Source organism: Pseudomonas sp. B19(2017), from assembly GCF_002113165.1.
In the GTDB taxonomy this organism is placed as follows: domain Bacteria; phylum Pseudomonadota; class Gammaproteobacteria; order Pseudomonadales; family Pseudomonadaceae; genus Aquipseudomonas.
This window is the reverse complement of record NZ_NEJR01000024.1, coordinates 16,376-35,460: the sequence shown is the minus strand read 5'-3', so window position 1 is coordinate 35,460 and position 19,085 is coordinate 16,376. Positions and strand designations below refer to the sequence as shown.

Sequence of the window (19,085 nt, the reverse complement as noted above, 5' to 3'; positions counted from 1 at the left end):
CCCCCCCGGCCTCAATGCTGCTTGGCCTGCCTGATCCTCAGCAAAATCACCAGCAACACCAACAGCACCGGCGGCGCCATGGCCAACAGCCCATCCCGCGCCGTCAGCCCCAACCCCAGCACATTCAGCCCGCCATACAGCAGCTTGAACAAGTTCAGCAGGTAGTAGGTGATGGCAATGATCGACAGCCCCTCCACCGCCCGCTGGATCTTCACCTGGGCATCGGCGCGGGCATTGAGGCTGTGCAGGATCCCGGCGTTCTGTTCTTCCATCTCCACCTGTACCCGCGCCTGCAACAGGTCGCCCAGGTTGGCCACATTCTTCGCCAGTTGCTCCAGGCGCTGTTCGGTGGCCGCGCAGTAACGCACGGTCGGCTTGAACCGGCGTTCGATGAACACCCCAAGGCGCTGGCAGTCGCCCACATGGCTTTCCCGCAGCTCACCCAAGCGCTCGAACACCAGTTGCGCATAGGCTTGCGTGGCGCCGAAGCGGTGGCGGGTCTTCACTGTGCGGCTGACCACCTGGCGTGACAGGTGGGCAATGGCTTCCAGCAGCCCTTTGGAATCATGGCCATCGACCCCGGCACTGCGCTCCGAGAGGCTGACCAAGGTCTTGTCGAAGGCATCCAGCTCCTGGCTCAGGGCCTTGGCGGTGGTCAGGGTCAGCGAGGCCATCATGCGGTACGTCTCGATCTCCAGCAGGCGGCGGATCATGCGGCCCTGGCGATAGGCATTGAGGCGACGGTTGATGAACAGGAAGCGGTTGGTGCCGTCCTCGGTCAGGCGAAAATCGCTCCACACCACTGCATCGCCACCGCCGACGCAGGAGCCGCACGGGTCCTTGAAGCCGTATTGGGGCAACTCCAGTTCCTGCTCGTCACGGACCAGCACCTGCACAGCGTTGATCACTTGTGCCGCTTGCGCGGCGATAGCCTCGGCCAGCACCGGCGGCAGAGTTTTCCACGCGGTGTCGGCGGCAGTGCAGGGCACCACCAGGGTCAGGGTGAAGAACTCGGTGTGCCGCTCCCACTTGAACGGGTGGCCATCCAGGCGCGTGATGCCTTGGGCAGCTGCGGTGTCCAGGGCCTCCGGGCAGCAGCGTTGCAGCAGTGCCGCGCAGGCAGCATCGCCGCCGAGCAAGGCCAGGTGGAAGACATGCGCCGGGCCGTCGAAGTACAGCGACGGGCGGGCGTGCAGTTCATTGTGCAAGGCGGTGCGTTGAGGGTGCATGGGTGGTCCGGCCTGGTGTTGTGATTGTGGGGGTACCAGGAAGTGGGACTTTGCGCGGGGATGGGAAAGTCACGCGGGGGCAGAGTTTTGTGTCGCCTGTACCGGCCTCTTCGCGGGCAAGCCCGCTCCCACAGGGATAGCGCATGGCTTGAGGTCAATGCGGTCGGGGTGGGAGCTGGCTTGCCGGCGAATGGGCCGCAAAGCGGCCCCTTGCGCTATCAGCCTAAACACCGCGTCACATGCTTGACCGACTGGTAGGCCGACAACCCCCACGGCCCCAGTTCACGCCCGATCCCGCTGCCCTTGGTGCCACCCCACGAGGTCTCGACGAACACCGCCTGCACCGAGTTGATCCACACATGGCCAACCTCCAGCGCATCGGCCACCCGCTCGGCGCGCTCCAGGTCGGCGGAGCACACCGTCGCCACCAGCCCGAAACGGCTATCGTTGGCCTCGGCAATCGCCTGTTCCTCGGTCGCAAAGCGACGCGCGCACAGTACCGGCCCAAAGATTTCCTCGGTCCACAGGCGGCTGTCTTTCGGCACATCGGCATACAACGTCGGGCTGACGAACCAGCCATCCCGGTCCAGCGCCTTGCCACCGGCCAGGCACTGCAGGCCTTCTTCCCGCGCCGTGGCAAAGTAGCCGGCCACCTTCAGCCACTGCGCCTGGCTGGTCAGCGGCCCCATGTCGACCTCTTCGCTCAACGGATTATCAACCCGCAGGTTTTCCAGTGCCGCCTGCAAGCGCGGCAGCAATGCATCGGCAATGCCGTCCTGCACCAGCAGCCGCGAAGTGGCCGAACACATCTGCCCGGCGTTCCAGGTGATGCCGGCGACGATCCATTCCACCGCCTGGCCCACGTCGCAATCATCGAACACCACGATCGCCGACTTGCCACCGAGCTCCAGTGTCACCGGCCGGCACTGCGCCGAAGCGCTGCGCATTACCTGGCTGCCGACACTGTTGCTGCCGGTGAACGACAGCTTGTCCAGGCCATTGTGGTTGCTTAGTGCAGCACCGGTTTCGGCCTTGCCATTGACGATGTTCAACACCCCGGCCGGCAGCCCCAGGGCATCGGCGATCTGGCCGTAGGCCTGTTCGATCAGCGGGGTGACTTCCGACGGCTTGAGCACCACGGTGCAACCGGCGGCCAGGGCCGGGGCCAGCTTCCAGGCGCTGGTCACCAGCGGGAAGTTCCACGGCACGATCAGGCCGACTACGCCCACCGGTTCCAGGCGTGTGCGAGCGCTGAAACCCGGCGCAGCCAACGGCACATCGCGGTTTTTCGAGGGCAGTTGCTCGGCCAGTTCGGCGTAGTAGCCGAAGGTGGCGATGGCGTCGTCCAGGTCGATTTCCGCCTCGTGACGTGGCTTGCCGTTGTTGCGCATCTGCAAGGTGATCAGCGCTTCGCGGCGCTGCCCGAGTTGCTCGGCAAAACCGCGCAGGTAACTGGCGCGTTCGCTGGCGCTGGTATTTTTCCAGGCGGGCAGGGCGCCACGGGCAGCGGTCACGGCCTGGTCTACCTGGGCGATGCTGGCGGCCATCAGTTCGGCGAACGGTTGCCCAAGGGCCGGGTCATTGACGCTGATGCAGTCGCTGCCCTGGCCTTCGACCCAGCGGCCGGCGATGTAGTGGGAAGTGGTCATGGTCGGTTTCCAGTCAGGCCATTTCGGCAGTGGTTACCGGCGTGTGCGGGGTGCTTTTGCAACGCACCCAACGCGGGCCCTGGGGGCCATACACGCCAGCAGGTTCGGGGAACAGGTTGAGCAGCAGCAGGTACAGCACACCAGCCAGCCCCAGGGTGACCGGCAGGCTCAGGTCGATACCGCCAGCCAGGTCGCCCAGCGGGCCGACGAACTGCCCTGGCAGGTTGACGAAGCACAGGCCCACCGCCGCGCTGGGGATCCACGCCCCCATGCCGCGCCAGTTCCAGCCGTGCAGGAACCAGTAGTGGCCGCCACGCTGGCCGCGGGTGAACACCTGCAGGTCGTCGGCATGGTAGAAGCCGCGGCGAGTGATCAGGCCGAGGATCATGATCACCATCCATGGGCTGGTGCAGGTGATGATCAGCACGGCGAAGGTCGACACGCTCTGCACCAGGTTGAAGGTGAAGCGGCCGATGAAGATGAAACCGATCGCCAGCACGCCGATCAGCAATGTGGCGCCGGCACGGCTGAGCAGGCGTGGGAACACGCTGGACATGTCCAGGCCGGTGCCATACAGCGCAGTGGTGCCGGTGGACATGCCGCCGATCACCGCAATCAGGCACACCGGCAGGAAGAACCAGCTTGGCGCCACCGCCAGCAGGCCACCGACGTAATTGTTGGCGGCGATGTAGTCCGGCGCCTGGGTGGCCACCAGGGTGGCGGTGCACAGGCCGAACAGGAACGGGATCAGGGTCGCGCCCTGGGCCGCGATCACCGCCAGCATGATGCGCGCCTTGGGCGTTTCACGTGGGATGTAGCGCGACCAGTCGCCGAGGAACGCACCGAACGACACCGGGTTGCTCATGGCCAGGATCGCCGCACCGACGAATGCCGCCCAGAAGCCGGCCTGGCCGAGGTTGACGCTGCCCGCGTACGCGCCATCGAACGGCCCGGCAAAGGCAACGATGCCCAGCAGGAACAGCAGGCTCGAGGCCCACACGGCGATCTTGTTGACCCACAGCATGAAGCGGAAGCCGAAGATGCACACCACCAGCACCAGTACCGCGAACAGGCCGTAGGCCAGGCCCAGGGTCAGGTCGGTTTCCGGCAGGCCGGCCAGGCGCTTGGCGCCGCCGACCAGGGCGTCGCCCGAGCTCCACACCGACAGCGAAAAGAACGCCACTGCGGTGAGAAGCGACAGGAACGAACCGACGATGCGCCCGTGCACGCCAAAGTGAGCACCCGACGACACCGCGTTGTTGGTGCCGTTGAGTGCGCCGAACAGGCCCATGGGGGCGAGGATCAGCGCGCCTGCGCCGACGCCGAGCAGGATCGCCCACACACCGGCCTGGAACGACAGCCCGAACAGCACCGGGAAGCTGCCCAGCACGGCTGTGGCGAAGGTATTGGCGCCGCCGAAGATCAGGCGGAACAGGTCCAGCGGGGAGGCGTCGCGTTGATCGTCGGGGATCTGTTCGACGCCATTGGTCTCGATACCGGTCGAGTGGCTCATGGTGATGCTCCAGCGCGGTTGTTGTGGGCCGGCGCAGTGCGCGGGCCTTCTTGTGGGTGCGATGGCAGGGCGGCAGGGCCGCGTAAAAAAGCAGATCAGGCCGGCGATACGACCGACAGGTGCTCGTGGCAGGCCAGCCAGCGTTCGCCGTGGCGGCGGAAGACGATGGTCTCGCGCTCGCTCAACTGGTGTTCTTCGCCGGCGATGCGGATGTGCGTGGCCACATCGTGCATGAAAACCGCCACGTCACCCTGCAGGCTCACCTGGGCATTGCCCGATTCGCAGGCGAGCACGGCAAACCCTTCGGCCTGCCACTGGGCCCAGAGTTGCTCGTAGGCATGGCGCGACAGCAGCGGTTGCGGCAGGGTGTGGAAAAGGAAGGTGGCGTCTTCGCTGAAGCAGGCGAAATAGCAAACGGTGTCGTTGCTGGCGAACGCCGCAACGAGGTCGGCGGCAGCTTGCCGTACCTGGAGTGTCTGGTCCACGGGAGTGGCCTCACGGTTCTTGTGATTGTGGTGAAGCGATTCTGGTGGCGGTCGGCGAGGGGAAAAATCGCTGCGGGCAAATAATCAGTTCAGGAATTTGTGAAGTGATGGCTGCGCTTTCTTTACCCTCGCGTGATCCGTGGATTAAGGTGACAGCTGATCCCCATGGGCTGTAGGCAATGAGCAAATACCAACCACCACTGACGGTGACACCCCGTATTCTGGCTCTGGTTGCCGAAATCAGCGAGCAAGTGGGGTTGTTGACTGCCTACCGTGATGGCGCGCTGACGCCACAGCTGCGCCGAGGCAACCGTATCCGCACCATCCAGGCAACGCTCGCCATCGAGAACAACACCCTGAGCGTGGAGCAGGTAACCGCTTTGCTGGATGGCAAGCGGGTTCTGGGCTTGCCACGCGAAATCCAGGAAGTCCGTAACGCGTTCGCGACCTACGACGCGATGTCCGGTTGGCGCGCTGAGTCCCAGGACGATCTGCTCACTGCGCACGGCATGCTGATGCATGGGCTTATAGATGACGCTGGTCGCTACCGGCGTGGAGGGGTGGGCATCTATCGCGGCACTCGCCTACTGCATATGGCGCCACCGGCCAGCCGGATGGCGTCGCTGATGCAGGATTTGTTGCACTGGCTCGCTAATAACGATTGGCATCCGCTGATTACCAGTTGTGTGTTCCACTACGAGTTTGAATTCATCCACCCGTTTGCTGACGGTAATGGGCGGATGGGACGGTTATGGCAGACCCTTCTCCTCAGCCAGTGGCGGCCGGTGTTGGCGTACCTGCCTGTGGAAACCGTTATTCGTGAGCAGCAGGACGCTTACTACGCTGCCCTGGCCGCCGCCGACCAAGCTGCAGAAGCAACCCCGTTTGTCGAATTTATGCTCGAGGCCTTGTTGCGGGCGCTTATCGAAGCAGAGGACAGTGACCAAGTAACCGACCAAGTAACCGACCAAGTAAGCGACCAAGTAACCGACCAAGTAGCCAGTCTCCTGAAGGTGCTGCCTGCAGGCGTCGCTTTAAAGAGTAGCGAATTGATGCACCAACTGGGCCTTTCGCACCGTGCCACATTCCGCAAGAGTTACTTGTACCCGGCACTCGCTGCCGGGTTGATCGAAATGACCGATCCCGAATCACCACGGAGCCCCAAACAGCAATATCGGCGGGTTGCAAGGTAGGTTTCGCGCCGCGCATCCTGTGGGAGCGGGCGTGCCCGCGAAGCATGCAACGCGGTGCATGGCACCGGCTTCGCCGGTGTTCGCGGGCGCGCCCGCTCCCACAGGGGCATACCGAAGCGACGATCGTCGGTCAGTTCGCCTCCCGCACTGCACTCAGGAACGCCCGGGTCCGTTCCTGTTGCGGGTTTTCGTAGATCTGCGCCGGCGTCCCCTGTTCGTGGATCTGCCCTTTGTAGAAGAAGCACACCCGATCCGCGAACTCCCGGGCAAAGCCCATCTGATGCGTCACCATCAGCATGGTCAGGTTGTGCTCGCTGCCCAACCGGCGGATCACGTTCAGCACCTCACCACACAGTTCCGGGTCCAGCGCCGAGGTCACTTCGTCGAACAGCATCACCTTGGGACGCATTGCCAGCGCCCGGGCAATCGCCACGCGCTGTTGCTGGCCACCGGACAACTGCGACGGGTAATGCTCGAACTTGTTTCCCAGGCCAACCATCTCCAGCAGCTCGGCAGCCCGTTCGCGCGCCTCGGCCGGCTTCACGCCCAACACCTGGACCGGAGCCTCGATCACGTTCTGCAAGGCGCTCATGTGCGGGAACAGGTTGAAGCTCTGGAACACCATGCCGATCTTCGCCCGCACTTTGCGTACATGGCGCTCGTTGGCGATGAGCTGCGCGCCGTTGCGCCCGGGCATGTGGGTGAGCGATTCGCCATCGACTTCGATCCTGCCCTGGTCGATGCCCTCAAGCGTCATCAGTACCCGCAGCAGCGTCGACTTGCCCGAGCCGCTGGGGCCGATGATCGCCACCTTTTCACCGGGGGCGACATCCAGGTTGAGGCCATCGAGCACGGTGAAGCTGCCGTAGCGTTTGGTCACGTCCTTGAAGCTGACGATGGGTTGGGCGATGACCGGTGCGGGCATGGCGGTGTCCAACGGCAGGGTGGTAGTTGCGGTTGCGAGGTGGGTCACAGGCGCGATCATCAGCGGAGCTCCAGGCGCACTTCAAGGCGCCGCACGAGGTAGGCCAGAGCGACGCTCAAGGCCAGGAAGAACAGACCGACCAGGGTGATCGGCTCGAGGTAGCGGAAGCTTTCCGAGCCGACGTTCTTGGCCTGCTGCATGATTTCCACCACGGTGATGGCCGACAGCACCGGGGTGTCCTTGAGCATGGCGATCAGGTAGTTGCCCAGCGGCGGCAGGATCGGCCGGATCGCCTGGGGCAGAATGACCACCCGGTAGGCGGTCCACGGTGCGAAGTTGAGGGCGACCACCGCTTCCCACTGGCTGCGCGCCACCGAGTCGAGGCCGCCGCGGTAAACCTCGGCCAGGTAACAGGCGTAATGCACGCCGATACCGATGATGCCGGCCTGCATGGCGGTCATGTTGACCCCGTAGTTGGGCAGCACGTAATAGAGGAAATACACCTGGATCAGCAGCGGCGTACTGCGGATGAATTCGATCAGCAATGCCACCGGCCACGACAGCCAGGCCTGGCGGCTGCGCCGGGCGATGGCGAGGAACAGGCCCAGCACCACTGCGATCAGGAAGCCTACCAAGGTGATGCCCAGGGTTTTCAGCGACGCCTGCAGCAATGCGGGCAGGATTTGCGCGACGTAGTTCCAGTCCCAGAAATTCATGACAGGCTCCCCCGCAGACGACCACGGCTCAGGCGCCGTTCGACTCGACGCATGAGGAGGTTGATGACCTGCGCCAGGACGAAGTAGAGCAGCAGGGTAAGGCTGAAGATTTCCAGGGTCTGGAAGGTCGCCTGGTCCAGTTGACGGGCGCGGAAGCTCAGGTCCGACAGGGTGATCAGCGACACCAGCGAGGTATTTTTCAGCAGTTCGATCAACAGGTTGGTGCCAGGGGCGATGGCCGCCAGCAATGCCTGCGGCAGAATGATCCGCCGGAATCGGATGGAGGCGGGCATGTTCAGCGCGGTGCAGGCTTCGTACTGCCCCTTGGCCACCGAGCTGATCGCCCCGCGCATCACTTCGGCACCGTAGGCACCGATATGCAGCCCTAGGCCGACGATGGCCACGGTGTAGGCGCTGAGTTCGAGGTTGAACGGTGGCAGCGGCAATACGAAGAACAGCCAGAACAACTGCACCAGCAACGAGGTGCCACGGAACAGTTCGATGTAGGCCACGCACAGCCAGCTTAGCGGGCGCCATGACGAACGCCGGCCGAGGGCGGCGAGGATCGCGGCGACGATGGCCAACAGCGAGCCGAAGAAGGTGACCTGGATAGTGACCCAGGCGCCTTGCAGTAACAACGGTATCAATTCACCCATGGTTCGACCTGAATAATCGGATTACACAGGGAATGGCACGGCAAGCGCCATGCCACCTCGATTCACTGCTGGGCACAGAGCTCGGCGGCGGTCTTGTCTGTCACGTTGCTGCGGTCGAAGCCGAACGGCGCGACAGTCTTCAGATGCTCCTCGCTGCCCAGCCACTTCTTCATATCGGCGTTGACTGCGTCGCGCAGGGCTTTGTCCTCGGGGCGGAAGGCCAGGGCACCATAGCCGGTGTGGGCCGGGTCATCCGTGAAGTCGCTGATCGCCTCGACCTTGTCGCCACCCTTTTTCGCCAGGCCCTTCATGGTCAGCTGGGTGCCCACGGCAGCATCGGCGCGGCCGGCGCGCACGGCCTGCAACTGGGCGGTGGTGTCCGGCACCTGAAGGATCTGCGCATCCGTGATGCCGGAGTCGCGGGCATAGGCGAGGTTGACCGTGCCGGCCATGATCGCCAGCTTCACGTCCGGGTTCCTGGCGATGTCGGCGTAGCTGTGCAGGTTCTTCGGGTTGCCCTGTGCCACCAGCAGGGTGTCCGGCAGGGCGTACTGCGGGTCGGTGAAGATCACCTGCTTGCAGCGTGCCGGGGTGATATACATGCCGGCGGCAATCACATCGAAGCGCCCGGCGCGCAAACCCGGGATCAACGAACCCCACTCGGTGAGCACGCCATCGACCTGCTTGATGCCCATTTTCTCGAAGATGACCTTGGCGATTTCCGGTGATTCCCCGGTTACCCGGCCATCGGTTTCGGTGAAGGCGAACGGGGTTTCGTTGGCGTAGCCGATGCGGATATGGCTGGTTTCCTTGATCTCGTCCAGGCTGGCGGCCTGGGCGCTGGCGAGCACGCCGAAGGTGGCACAGGCCAACAGCAGGCGCTGGAAGGGGCGTGGAACGTTGAAAGGCTGGCTCATCAATGAAGCTCCTGTTTGTTATAAAAACCGTCGTCGACGGCTCTGTGTTAGGAGGCAGTGGAGCAAAACAGCGAAAGCAGGGTGGGTCGTTTGTTCGAGGCTGCCAGGCAGCGGGAGTTCGACCTTGGGCCGAGCATACAAAAGCTGAAACGGCGATGGCATTGCACTAGGACAATTGCCCGGGGCACTTGTACAGGGGATGCTGTGACCCTGGCCCTGGCAAGTGAAGCGAACATCATGATGCACAGTTGGAAGGCAGCCCTGGACGCGGCCCGCATCGGCGAGTCCAAATACAAGATCCTGGTCCAGGCCGTTACCGGCGAAATCGAGCGCGGCGTATTGGTACATGACCAGCGCCTGCCACCGCAGCGGCAGGTGGCCGATGCCCTGGGCATCAGCGTGCAAACAGTGACCAATGCCTACAAGGAGCTGGAGCGCCAAGGCCTGGTGCGTTGCGAGATCGGCCGTGGCAGTTTCGTCAGCCGGCGCATGAGCGACCGTGTGTCGGATGACATCATCGACCTGCCCGAGCGTACCCTGGTCGACTTCTCCATCACCCGCATCCTGCACACCCAGGTGCATGAACGCATCTGGCGCGACACCTGCGCCGAGCTGGCCGTGGAAGAGGAGCAGCCCTGGATCCATGCCTATCGGCCCATTGCCGGTTTCGAGAGCCATCGCGAGGCCGCGGTACGCTGGCTTGCCGGCTTGGGCATGCAGGTCGAGCGTGACGATGTGCTGGTCACCAACGGCGCCGCCCACGCCATCTTCCTGGCCCTGGCCTCGCTGGCCGGGCCGGATGATGTGGTGCTGTGCGAAGGGTTGACCGACCATGGCGTGATCGGCAATTCACAGGTGCTCGGTTTCACCCTCAAAGGCCTGGAGATGGACCGCGAGGGCATCAACCCGGAACATTTCGAGGATATCTGCAGCAACGAGCGGGTCACCGCGCTTGTGTGCACGCCCAACCTCAACAACCCCACCGTCAGCCTGATGCCCGACAGCCGACGCCAGGAGATTGCCGAAATTGCCCGGCGCTTTGGCGTGCATATCATCGAAGATGACGTTTACGGGCCGCTACTGGGTGGCAGCCATGCGAGGCCGCTCAGTGCCTATGCGCCGGAGCTGTCGTTTTACTGCACCAGCATGACCAAGTCGGTGCTGACCGGCCTGCGCGTGGGCTACCTGGCCATGCCCAAGCGCCTGGCGCTGCGTACCGAGAGCATCTTGCGGGTCAACAGCTGGATGGCCACGCCCTTGGTGGCGGAGATTGCCTCGCGCTGGATCAATGACGGGCGCGCCGCGCAGCTGGTGGCGCTGCAGCGCACCTTGCTGGGCGAGCGTCAGGCGTTGTTGCGTGAATACCTGGGCGAATATGTGCGTGGTCAGCACGCCCATGCCTTGGGTGCCTGGTTGAACATTCCCGAGCGCTGGGAAGTGGACAGCCTGGTGCGCGCCTTGCGCCGTCGGCAGATTGCGGTGACGCCGCCAGAGCCGTTCCTGGTGCGCGGTACACCGCGGCCGCGGGCCGTGCGCTTGTGCGTGGGCGCCGAATGTTCCGAGGCAAAGCTGCGCCAGGCCCTGGGCGATATGCGGGAGTTGTTCGGGCAGTATCCGCAGATTCACGAATTGTAACTGTCCTGTAGCGGCCTCTTCGCGGGCATGCCCGCTCCCACAGGTACGGCGCAGGGTTCAGGACGTGCGCGATTCCTGTGGGAGCGGGCGTGCCCGCGAAGAGGCCGGTGCAGGCAAAAACAAATTCCCCGACAAATTGCCCTAGTACATTCATCACGACAATTTTCGCCTCATACACTCCGCCCAACATCAGCTCACTTGTTGGGTCCCGGTCATGTCAGCGCTCTCGCTTCACGATCTCTACCTCGCCCGCCAGCGTATCCACGGCCTGGTGCGCAGCACGCCGCTGGAACTTTCCCCCAGCCTGTCACGGCACCTGGGCACGCCGGTCTACCTGAAGCTCGAAGCCCTGCAGACCACCGGCAGCTTCAAGCTGCGTGGCGCAAGCAATGCCATCGCCGCACTCAGCGCTGAACAACGCGCATGCGGCGTGGTCACCGCCTCCACCGGCAATCACGGCCGGGCAGTGGCCCACGCGGCTGCGCAACTGGGTGTGAAGGCAACCGTGTTTCTTTCGCAACTGGTGCCAGGCAACAAGGTCCAGGCCATCCGCGACCTGGGTGCCGAGGTGTGCATCGTCGGCCACTCCCAGGACGATGCCCAGCAGGCCGCGCAACAATATGCCGAGCAGCAGGGGGCGGCACTGATTCCACCCTTCGATCACCCTCAGGTCGTCGCCGGGCAGGGCACGTTGGGCCTGGAAATCATCGAGCAGTTGCCCGAAGTGGAGCAGGTGCTGATTCCGCTCTCCGGGGGCGGCCTGTTCGCGGGTGTGGCATTGGCCATGAAGAGCATCAAGCCTTCGATCACCACCCATGGCATCAGCATGCAGCGCGGCGCGGCGATGCACGCCAGCCTGCAAGCCGGGAGGCCGGTCGAGGTAGAGGAGTTGCCGACCCTCGCCGACTCGCTTGGCGGCGGCATCGGCCTGGGCAACAAACACACCCTGAGCATGACCCAGCGCCTGCTCGACCAACTCCACCTGCTGCCGGAAGCCTCGATCGCCAATGGCATGCGCCACGCCTACCAGCACGAACGGCTGGTAGTCGAAGGTGCCGGTGCAGTCGGCATCGCCGCGCTGCTCGATGGCCTGGTGACGGCCCGCGGCCCGGTCGTGGTGGTGGTCAGCGGGCGCAACGTCGACAGCGCACAGCATCAGCGCGTCATCAACGGCGGCGACGCCTGAAACTCACGTTTTCTTCACTGGAGGTATTCGAATGCCGGCCATCACCTTGCTCAGCGAAGCCGACCTGCGTAGCTGCGTCACCCTCGACCGTGACGCGATCGATGCCATCGAGCAGGCCTTTGCCCTGCTTGCCACGGCCAAGGTGGCGATGCCGCCGGTCCTGCGCCTGGATGTGCCCGAGCACAACGGCGAGGTGGACGTGAAAACCGCCTACTTGCCGGGGCTTGAACGTTTCGCGATCAAGGTCAGCCCGGGTTTTTTCGACAACCCCAAACTGGGCCTGCCCAGCCTCAACGGCATGATGATGCTGTTGTCGGCCCGCACCGGTCTGCTCGATGCCTTGCTCCTCGACAATGGCTACCTCACCGCCGTGCGTACCGCAGCAGCCGGTGCGGTGGCTGCACGCTGGCTGTCGCGCCAAAGCAGCCGCCGCGTGGCCTTGATCGGCAGTGGCGAACAGGCACGCCTGCAGTTGCAGGCACTGCGCCTGGTGCGGCCGATCGAGCAGGTCAAGGTATGGGGCCGTGATGCGCAGAGAACTGCAGCGTTGTGTGATGACCTGGGGCGCGACGGGCAACTGCAGGTACAGGCTTGCGACAGTGTCGACCAGGCCATGCAGGCGGTCGATATAGCCATCACCTGCACCCCCAGCCGCGAGCCGCTGATCCAGCCGCATCACCTGCAACCGGGGCTGCACATCACTGCCATGGGCTCGGACGCCGAGCACAAGAACGAGATCGCGCCCACGGTACTGGCCTTGCTCGACCGGTATGTCGCCGACCGCCTTAGCCAGACCCGCGTGCTGGGCGAACTGCACCACGCCCTGCGCGCTGGCGCCGTCAGCCAACAGGCCGTTCATTCCGAGCTGGGCCAGATCATCGCCGGCCTGCACCCGGGCCGTGTACAGGCCGAAGAGGTCACCTTGTGCGACCTGACCGGCACCGGGGCCCAGGACACCGCCATCGCCAACCTTGCCTTCGAACGCGCAATGGCCACCAGCAAAGGCCTGGCGTTCCACAGCTGACACCTTTCGCAACCCACTCACAAGAAGGGCATCTGTATGTCACACACAGTGGTCAACCTGCCGTTCAGCCGGCAGGAATACGCCCAGCGCCTGGCCAAGACCCGCGCTGCCATGCAGGCACAGGGCCTGGAGCTCTTGCTGGTTACCGATCCATCGAACATGGCCTGGCTCACCGGCTATGACGGCTGGTCGTTCTACGTGCACCAGTGCGTGCTGCTGGCGCTCGATGGCGAGCCGATATGGTTTGGTCGCGGCCAGGACGCCAACGGCGCCAGGCGCACGGTGTTCATGCAGCACGACAACATCGTCGGCTATCCGGACATCTATGTGCAGTCACGCGAGCGCCACCCGATGGACTATCTGTGCCAGGAGGTGATTCTGGCCAAGGGCTGGGGCGGCCTGAGCATTGGCGTGGAGATGGACAACTACTACTTCAGCGCGGCGGCCTACCAGGCGCTGTGCAAGCACTTGCCGCAGGCGCGTTTCAGCGATGCCGCCGGGCTGGTCAACTGGCAGCGGGCGGTCAAGTCGCCGCAGGAAATCGAATACATGCGCATCGCCGCGCGCATCGTCGAACAGATGCACGGGTGCATCCTCGAACGCATCGAGCCCGGCATGCGCAAGAACGAGCTGGTGGCCGAGATCTACCGCAGCGGCATCCTCGGTGTCGATGGCCATGGCGGTGACTACCCGGCCATCGTACCGTTGTTGCCGACCGGCGCTGATGCCAGCGCACCGCACCTGACCTGGGACGATTCACCGTTCATCCGCGGCGCCGGCACGTTCTTCGAGATCGCCGGCTGCTACAAGCGCTACCACTGCCCGCTGTCGCGCACCGTGTACCTGGGCAAGCCGCCGCAACACTTCCTCGCAGGGGAAAAGGCGGTGGTCGAAGGTATCGCGGCCGGCCTTGATGCCGCGCGGCCGGGCAACACCACCGGTGACATCGCCAGGGCGTTCTTCGGCGTGCTGGAGAAGTTCGGCATTCACAAGGACAGCCGCTGTGGTTACCCGATCGGCATCAGCTACCCGCCAGACTGGGGCGAGCGCACCATGAGCCTGCGCCCGAGCGACACCAGCGTGCTGCAACCGGGCATGACCTTCCACTTCATGCCGGGGCTGTGGATGGACGACTGGGGCCTGGAGATCACCGAAAGCATCCTCATCACCGAGACCGGGGTCGAGACCCTGTGCAACGTGCCGCGCCAGCTGTTCGTGAAGGACTGACCCATGAATGCAATCGCACAGGCCGCCGCCACGGTGGCCAACCCGATCACCTGTACCCTGGATTTCGAGCAGGACGGCGTGCAGCACGGCTTCCTCAAGCTGCCGTACTCGCGTGACGACTCTGCCTGGGGGGCGGTGATGATCCCGCTGACGGTGGTCAGGAACGGCAATGGCCCGACAGCCTTGCTCACCGGTGGCAATCACGGTGACGAATACGAAGGCCCGGTGGCGCTGAGCAAGCTGGCCCAGCAGCTGCAGGCCGGGCAGGTGAGCGGGCGGGTGATCATCGTGCCGTTCATGAACACACCGGCGTTCCAGGCGGGCACCCGCACTTCGCCGATCGACCGGGGCAACCTCAACCGCAGCTTCCCTGGCCGGCCTGATGGCAGCGTGACGGAAAAGATCGCCGATTATTTCCGCCGCACCTTGCTGCCGTTGGCCGACATCGTCCTGGACATCCACTCCGGTGGTCGCACCCTCGACTTCCTGCCGTTCGCTGCATGCCATGTGCTGCCCGACAAGGCCCAGCAGGCCCGCTGTGAAGCCGGTATGCGGGCCTTCGCCGCGCCCTACAGCATGCGCATGCTCGAGCTGGATGCGCAGGCGATGTACGACACCGCGGCAGAAGAGCAGGGCAAGGTGTTCATTACCACCGAACTGGGCGGTGGTGGCACCTCCACGGCGCAAAGCGTGGCCCTGGCCGAGCGCGGCGTGCGCAACGTGCTGATCCACGCCGGCATCCTGGCCGGCGAAGTGGAGCAGGGCGAAACAACCCTGCTGGACATGCCCGATGGCGATTGCTTCATCGCCAGCGAGCACGACGGCTTGCTGGAGATGTGCCGCGACCTGGGCGAAACGGTCAGCCAGGGCGAAGTGATCGCCCGCATCCATGACATTCGCCGCACCGGCAGCGCCCCGGTCGAGTACCGCGCCCGTCGCCATGGCTTGCTCACGGCCCGGCACTTTCCCGGGCTGGTGCAGTGCGGCGACACCTTGGCGGTGATAGCCGACGTACTGGCCTGAACCTGGCGCCACGACAACGAGGTATGGAGAACAGTCATGTCACACCACTACCCATTCAACAGCCTGTGCCACATCGATGGCCAATGGTTGCACAGCCACAGCGGCAACAGCGTCGCCGTGCATGACCCGGCCAACCGCCAGGTGATCGGCCATGTGCCATTGCTCGACCACGAGCAGATCGTCGCCGCCGTGGATGCCGCCCAGCGGGCGTTCCCGGCCTGGCGCCAGCAGAGCCTGGACAGCCGTGCTGCGCTGCTGCGGCGCTGGTCCGAACTGATGCTCGAGCACCAGGAGGCGCTGGCGCGCATTCTCAGTGAGGAGCAGGGCAAGCCGCTGGCCGAAGCACGCGGTGAAATCGCCTATGCGGCAAGCTTCATCCCTTGGTTTGCCGAGGAGGCCCGGCGCCTCAACGGGCAGACCATTCCCAGCCATATTGCGGGTGCCCAGCTGAGTACACTGAAGGAGCCCGTCGGGGTCTGCGCGCTGCTCACCCCGTGGAACTTCCCCAGTGCCATGATCACCCGCAAGGCGGCTGCGGCGTTGGCAGCCGGCTGCACGGTGGTGGTCAAGCCGGCCCACGAAACACCGTTCTCGGCGCTCGCCCTGGCCCAGCTGGCAGAGGACGCCGGCTTCCCGCCGGGGGTGTTCAACGTGGTGATCGGCGAACCGCAGATGGCCATGGAGACCCTGGTACGCGATAGCCGCGTGCGGGCGGTCAGCTTCACCGGCTCGACCCGGGTCGGCAAGCTGGTGCTGCAAGCTGCAGCTCAGGATGTGAAGAAAGTGGCGCTGGAGCTGGGCGGCAATGCGCCGTTCATCGTCTGTGCCGATGCCGACCTGGAGCTGGCCGTGCGGGTGGCCGTGGCAGCCAAGTTTCAGACGTCTGGCCAGGACTGCTGCGCGGCCAACCGGATCATGGTGCAGCGGCCTTTGTACGAAGCATTCCTGGCGCGCTTTGCCGAAGCGGTGCGGGCGCTGAAGGTTGGGCCGGCGATGGTCGATGGCGAGGAGACGGCGGCAGAGGTCGGCCCGCTTATGCACCAGGCCGCCTTCGATGCCACCCAGGCCCGGGTCGAGGACGCCCTGCAGCGTGGCGCCCGGCGCCTGGTCGGTGGCGAGTGCCATGCGCTGGGTGGCTGGTTCTTCCAGCCGACGGTGCTTGCCGATGTCACGCCGGCGATGCGCATCTACCAGGAAGAAAACTTCGCGCCGATTGCCGGGGTCATGCCGTTCGACACGCTGGAACAGGCCATCACCATGGCCAATGACACCGAGTACGGCCTGGCTGCCTACATCGTCGGCAACCGCCTCGATGTCGTGCACCCGCTGGTGCGCCGGCTCGACCACGCCATGGTGGCGATCAACGGCGTCAAGTTCACCGGCCACCCCATCCCGTTCGGCGGCATGAAAGCCTCGGGCCTGGGCCGCGAAGGCGGCAGCGAGGGCTTCGAACCCTTCGTCGAAACCAAATACGTTTGCCTGCACCACCACGGTCAGTTCTAAGGAGTGTTTGCCATGAGCCAAGATTTCAGCCAGCTGTTCGAACAGGACCGCGCCCACTTCATGCACCCCTCGACCCACGCCCATGACCACGCCAGCGGCGCGCTCAAGGGCCGGATCATCACCGGTGCCGAGGGCATTCGCCTGCGTGACCATGAAGGCCGCGAACTGATCGACGCCTTCGCCGGCCTGTACTGCGTGAACATCGGTTACGGGCGTACCGAGGTCGCTGACGCCATCCATCGCCAAGCCAAGGAGCTGGCCTACTACCACACCTACGTCGGCCACTCGACCGAGGCAATCATCGAGCTTTCCAGCCGCATTATCGACTGGGCGCCGGCCGGGATGAAAAAGGTCTATTACGGCCTGTCGGGCTCCGATGCCAACGAGACCCAGGTCAAGCTGGTGCGTTACTACAACAACATCCTCGGTCGCCCTCGCAAGAAGAAGATCATCTCGCGCGACCGCGGCTATCACGGCTCAGGCATCATGACCGGCAGCCTTACCGGCCTGCCCAGCTTCCACCAGCATTTCGACTTGCCGGTGGAGGGCGTCAAGCATACCGTCTGCCCGCACTGGTACCGCAAGGCACCGGCCGGCATGGATGAGCAGGCCTTCGTGCGCTACTGCGCCGACGAGCTGGAGCAACTGATCCTGGCCGAAGGCCCCGACACTGTCGCCGCGTTCATCGGCGAGCCGCTGATGGGCACCGGTGGCATCATCGTACCGCCCAAGGGCTACTGGAAGGCGATCCAGGCCGTGCTCGACCGTTACGATGTGTTGTTGATCGCCGACGAAGTGGTGTGCGCCTTCGGCCGCCTGGGTTCGAAGATGGGCAGCCAGCGCTACGACATCCGCCCGGACCTGATCACCACGGCCAAGGGCCTGACCAGCGCCTATGCGCCATTGTCGGCGGTGATCGTTGGCGAGAAGGTATGGAACGTGATTGAAGAAGGTTCGCAGAAGGCCGGGCCCATGGGCCACGGCTGGACCTACTCCGGGCACCCGATCTGCGCAGCGGCGGCGCTGGCCAACCTGGATATTCTCGAGCGCGAGAACCTGACCGAGAATGCCGAAACGGTGGGGGCATACCTGAACAGGCGCATGCGCGAAACCCTGGAAGGCCACCCGCTGGTAGGTGAAGTACGAGGTGACGGCATGCTGTGCGCGGTCGAGTTCATGGCCGATCGCGAGGCGCGCACGGCGTTTGACCCAGCGTTGAAAGTCGGGCCACAGGTGTCGGCAGCGTGCCTTGAGCGCGGAATGATCGCCCGGGCCATGCCGCATGGTGACATTCTCGGGTTTGCGCCGCCGTTGGTGCTGAGCGAGGAGGATGCCGAGCAGATCGTCGCCATCACCAGGGCGGCGGTCGATGAAGTGTCTGGCAAGGTGCTCGGCTAGGCATTGCAGGGGCCGCCCTGCGGCCCCCTCGCCAGTCTTGGCAGGCGAACCGACTGACGGTCCTACCCACCCCTCATCCTTGCCTACGCTGATATTCCCAACCTGCAGAAGCAAGGAGAACTGTCATGGCCTTCCAATACAAGCGTCTGGACAAGAACAACGCTGCCGTGCTGCTGGTCGACCACCAGACCGGCTTGCTCTCGCTGGTCAGGGACATCGACCCCGACCGCTTCAAGAACAACGTCCTGGCCCTGTCGGACCTGGCCAAGTACTTCAAGCTGCCAACCATTCTCACCACCAGTTTCGAGACCGGCCCCAATGGCCCGCTGGTGCCCGAACTGAAAGAGCAGTTCCCCGACGCCCCGTACATCGCCCGCCCTGGCAACATCAACGCCTGGGACAACGAGGACTTCGTCAAGGCCGTCAAGGCCACCGGCAAGAAGCAACTGCTGATCGCCGGTGTGGTGACGGAAGTGTGCGTCGCCTTCCCGGCACTGTCGGCACTGGAGGAGGGCTTCGAGGTCTTCGTCGTCACCGACGCCTCCGGCACCTTCAACGAACTGACCCGCGATTCGGCCTGGCGGCGCATGGAGGCGGCCGGGGCGCAACTGATGACCTGGTTCGGCGTGGCCTGCGAGCTGCACCGTGACTGGCGCAATGACATAGAAGGGCTGGGGACCCTGTTCTCCAACCATATTCCGGATTACCGCAACCTGATGACCAGCTACAACAAGCTGGCCAAGTAAACCGACATCGAGGCCACACCCTACCCTGTGGGAGCGGGTAAACCCGCTCCCACAGTCTGC

17 protein-coding genes are annotated in these 19,085 nt (G+C 64.4%); 9 read left to right on the top strand and 8 right to left on the bottom strand.

The genetic code is table 11. The features are described from left to right. Window positions 1-11: 11 nt before the first annotated feature. The 4 genes from CAF70_RS23965 to CAF70_RS23950 form a co-directional block, all read right to left on the bottom strand. Window positions 12-1,229 carry a DUF3422 domain-containing protein gene (locus CAF70_RS23965; RefSeq protein ID WP_085626949.1) on the bottom strand — a complete coding sequence of 406 codons (1,218 nt, stop codon included), beginning with the start codon at window positions 1,227-1,229 and terminating at the stop codon, window positions 12-14. A gap of 218 nt (window positions 1,230-1,447) precedes the next feature. Next, window positions 1,448-2,878 (bottom strand): aldehyde dehydrogenase family protein, encoded by a 1,431-nt coding sequence (locus tag CAF70_RS23960; protein WP_085626947.1) that lies wholly within the window; start codon window positions 2,876-2,878, stop codon window positions 1,448-1,450. A gap of 13 nt (window positions 2,879-2,891) precedes the next feature. Next, entirely contained in the window at window positions 2,892-4,391 is a 1,500-nt protein-coding gene (locus CAF70_RS23955; RefSeq protein WP_085626945.1) for a cytosine permease, read from the bottom strand. Between the two features lie 95 nt (window positions 4,392-4,486). Continuing rightward, on the bottom strand, window positions 4,487-4,876 hold the full coding sequence (locus CAF70_RS23950) for a nuclear transport factor 2 family protein (RefSeq protein ID WP_085626943.1): 390 nt from the start codon (window positions 4,874-4,876) through the stop codon (window positions 4,487-4,489). A 179-nt stretch (window positions 4,877-5,055) separates the two neighbouring features. On the opposite strand from CAF70_RS23950, the gene CAF70_RS23945 reads away from it, so the two are divergent. Beyond that, the gene (locus CAF70_RS23945; protein ID WP_085626941.1) at window positions 5,056-6,069 is read left to right on the top strand and encodes a Fic family protein; all 1,014 of its coding nucleotides are present in this window, start codon (window positions 5,056-5,058) and stop codon (window positions 6,067-6,069) included. A 130-nt stretch (window positions 6,070-6,199) separates the two neighbouring features. On the opposite strand, the gene ehuA is transcribed toward CAF70_RS23945, so the two are convergent. The 4 genes from ehuA to ehuB all read right to left on the bottom strand — a co-directional run bounded on the left by ehuA (window position 6,200) and on the right by ehuB (window position 9,283). Further along, the gene (gene ehuA, locus CAF70_RS23940) at window positions 6,200-6,994 is read right to left on the bottom strand and encodes an ectoine/hydroxyectoine ABC transporter ATP-binding protein EhuA (protein WP_256573315.1); all 795 of its coding nucleotides are present in this window, start codon (window positions 6,992-6,994) and stop codon (window positions 6,200-6,202) included. Between the two features lie 59 nt (window positions 6,995-7,053). After that, window positions 7,054-7,710 (bottom strand): ectoine/hydroxyectoine ABC transporter permease subunit EhuD, encoded by a 657-nt coding sequence (ehuD, locus tag CAF70_RS23935; RefSeq protein WP_085626939.1) that lies wholly within the window; start codon window positions 7,708-7,710, stop codon window positions 7,054-7,056. Further along, window positions 7,707-8,366: an ectoine/hydroxyectoine ABC transporter permease subunit EhuC gene (gene ehuC / locus CAF70_RS23930; RefSeq protein WP_085626937.1), complete on the bottom strand. Its 660-nt coding sequence runs from the start codon at window positions 8,364-8,366 to the stop codon at window positions 7,707-7,709. Before ehuC ends, ehuD begins: the two co-directional genes overlap by 4 nt. Before the next feature lie 62 nt (window positions 8,367-8,428). Beyond that, window positions 8,429-9,283 (bottom strand): ectoine/hydroxyectoine ABC transporter substrate-binding protein EhuB, encoded by an 855-nt coding sequence (ehuB, locus tag CAF70_RS23925; protein WP_085626935.1) that lies wholly within the window; start codon window positions 9,281-9,283, stop codon window positions 8,429-8,431. A 240-nt stretch (window positions 9,284-9,523) separates the two neighbouring features. Here ehuB and CAF70_RS23920 point away from each other — a divergent pair, with 240 nt between their 5' ends. From CAF70_RS23920 to ycaC, 8 genes are all read left to right on the top strand, one after another. After that, a complete protein-coding gene (locus CAF70_RS23920) occupies window positions 9,524-10,918 on the top strand; it encodes a PLP-dependent aminotransferase family protein (protein ID WP_085627001.1) in 1,395 nt (464 codons plus the stop codon). Window positions 10,919-11,132: 214 nt separating this feature from the next. Further along, window positions 11,133-12,104 (top strand): hydroxyectoine utilization dehydratase EutB, encoded by a 972-nt coding sequence (eutB, locus tag CAF70_RS23915; protein ID WP_085626933.1) that lies wholly within the window; start codon window positions 11,133-11,135, stop codon window positions 12,102-12,104. 31 nt (window positions 12,105-12,135) lie between these two features. Continuing rightward, window positions 12,136-13,128, top strand: a complete 993-nt coding sequence (locus CAF70_RS23910) for a cyclodeaminase (RefSeq protein WP_085626931.1) — start codon at window positions 12,136-12,138, stop codon at window positions 13,126-13,128. A gap of 36 nt (window positions 13,129-13,164) precedes the next feature. After that, on the top strand, window positions 13,165-14,355 hold the full coding sequence (doeA, locus tag CAF70_RS23905) for an ectoine hydrolase DoeA (RefSeq protein ID WP_085626929.1): 1,191 nt from the start codon (window positions 13,165-13,167) through the stop codon (window positions 14,353-14,355). A gap of 3 nt (window positions 14,356-14,358) precedes the next feature. Next, the gene (doeB, locus tag CAF70_RS23900) at window positions 14,359-15,378 is read left to right on the top strand and encodes a N(2)-acetyl-L-2,4-diaminobutanoate deacetylase DoeB (protein WP_085626927.1); all 1,020 of its coding nucleotides are present in this window, start codon (window positions 14,359-14,361) and stop codon (window positions 15,376-15,378) included. A gap of 36 nt (window positions 15,379-15,414) precedes the next feature. Then, window positions 15,415-16,881 (top strand): NAD-dependent succinate-semialdehyde dehydrogenase, encoded by a 1,467-nt coding sequence (locus CAF70_RS23895; protein ID WP_085626924.1) that lies wholly within the window; start codon window positions 15,415-15,417, stop codon window positions 16,879-16,881. 12 nt (window positions 16,882-16,893) lie between these two features. Continuing rightward, on the top strand, window positions 16,894-18,279 hold the full coding sequence (locus CAF70_RS23890; RefSeq protein ID WP_085626922.1) for an aspartate aminotransferase family protein: 1,386 nt from the start codon (window positions 16,894-16,896) through the stop codon (window positions 18,277-18,279). 125 nt (window positions 18,280-18,404) lie between these two features. Next, window positions 18,405-19,025 (top strand): isochorismate family cysteine hydrolase YcaC, encoded by a 621-nt coding sequence (ycaC, locus tag CAF70_RS23885; RefSeq protein ID WP_010951959.1) that lies wholly within the window; start codon window positions 18,405-18,407, stop codon window positions 19,023-19,025. Window positions 19,026-19,085: the final 60 nt, after the last annotated feature.

Bases quoted from the DNA above. Each gene is read 5' to 3' on its own strand.
- CAF70_RS23965 (WP_085626949.1), bottom strand. From the start codon at position 1,229: ATGCACCCTCAACGCACCGCCTTGCACAATGAACTGCACGCCCGCCCG.
- CAF70_RS23960 (WP_085626947.1), bottom strand. From the start codon at position 2,878: ATGACCACTTCCCACTACATCGCCGGCCGCTGGGTCGAAGGCCAGGGC.
- CAF70_RS23955 (WP_085626945.1), bottom strand. From the start codon at position 4,391: ATGAGCCACTCGACCGGTATCGAGACCAATGGCGTCGAACAGATCCCC.
- CAF70_RS23945 (WP_085626941.1), top strand. From the start codon at position 5,056: ATGAGCAAATACCAACCACCACTGACGGTGACACCCCGTATTCTGGCT.
- ehuA (WP_256573315.1), bottom strand. From the start codon at position 6,994: ATGCCCGCACCGGTCATCGCCCAACCCATCGTCAGCTTCAAGGACGTG.
- ehuD (WP_085626939.1), bottom strand. From the start codon at position 7,710: ATGAATTTCTGGGACTGGAACTACGTCGCGCAAATCCTGCCCGCATTG.
- ehuC (WP_085626937.1), bottom strand. From the start codon at position 8,366: ATGGGTGAATTGATACCGTTGTTACTGCAAGGCGCCTGGGTCACTATC.
- ehuB (WP_085626935.1), bottom strand. From the start codon at position 9,283: ATGAGCCAGCCTTTCAACGTTCCACGCCCCTTCCAGCGCCTGCTGTTG.
- CAF70_RS23920 (WP_085627001.1), top strand. From the start codon at position 9,524: ATGCACAGTTGGAAGGCAGCCCTGGACGCGGCCCGCATCGGCGAGTCC.
- eutB (WP_085626933.1), top strand. From the start codon at position 11,133: ATGTCAGCGCTCTCGCTTCACGATCTCTACCTCGCCCGCCAGCGTATC.
- CAF70_RS23910 (WP_085626931.1), top strand. From the start codon at position 12,136: ATGCCGGCCATCACCTTGCTCAGCGAAGCCGACCTGCGTAGCTGCGTC.
- doeA (WP_085626929.1), top strand. From the start codon at position 13,165: ATGTCACACACAGTGGTCAACCTGCCGTTCAGCCGGCAGGAATACGCC.
- doeB (WP_085626927.1), top strand. From the start codon at position 14,359: ATGAATGCAATCGCACAGGCCGCCGCCACGGTGGCCAACCCGATCACC.
- CAF70_RS23895 (WP_085626924.1), top strand. From the start codon at position 15,415: ATGTCACACCACTACCCATTCAACAGCCTGTGCCACATCGATGGCCAA.
- CAF70_RS23890 (WP_085626922.1), top strand. From the start codon at position 16,894: ATGAGCCAAGATTTCAGCCAGCTGTTCGAACAGGACCGCGCCCACTTC.
- ycaC (WP_010951959.1), top strand. From the start codon at position 18,405: ATGGCCTTCCAATACAAGCGTCTGGACAAGAACAACGCTGCCGTGCTG.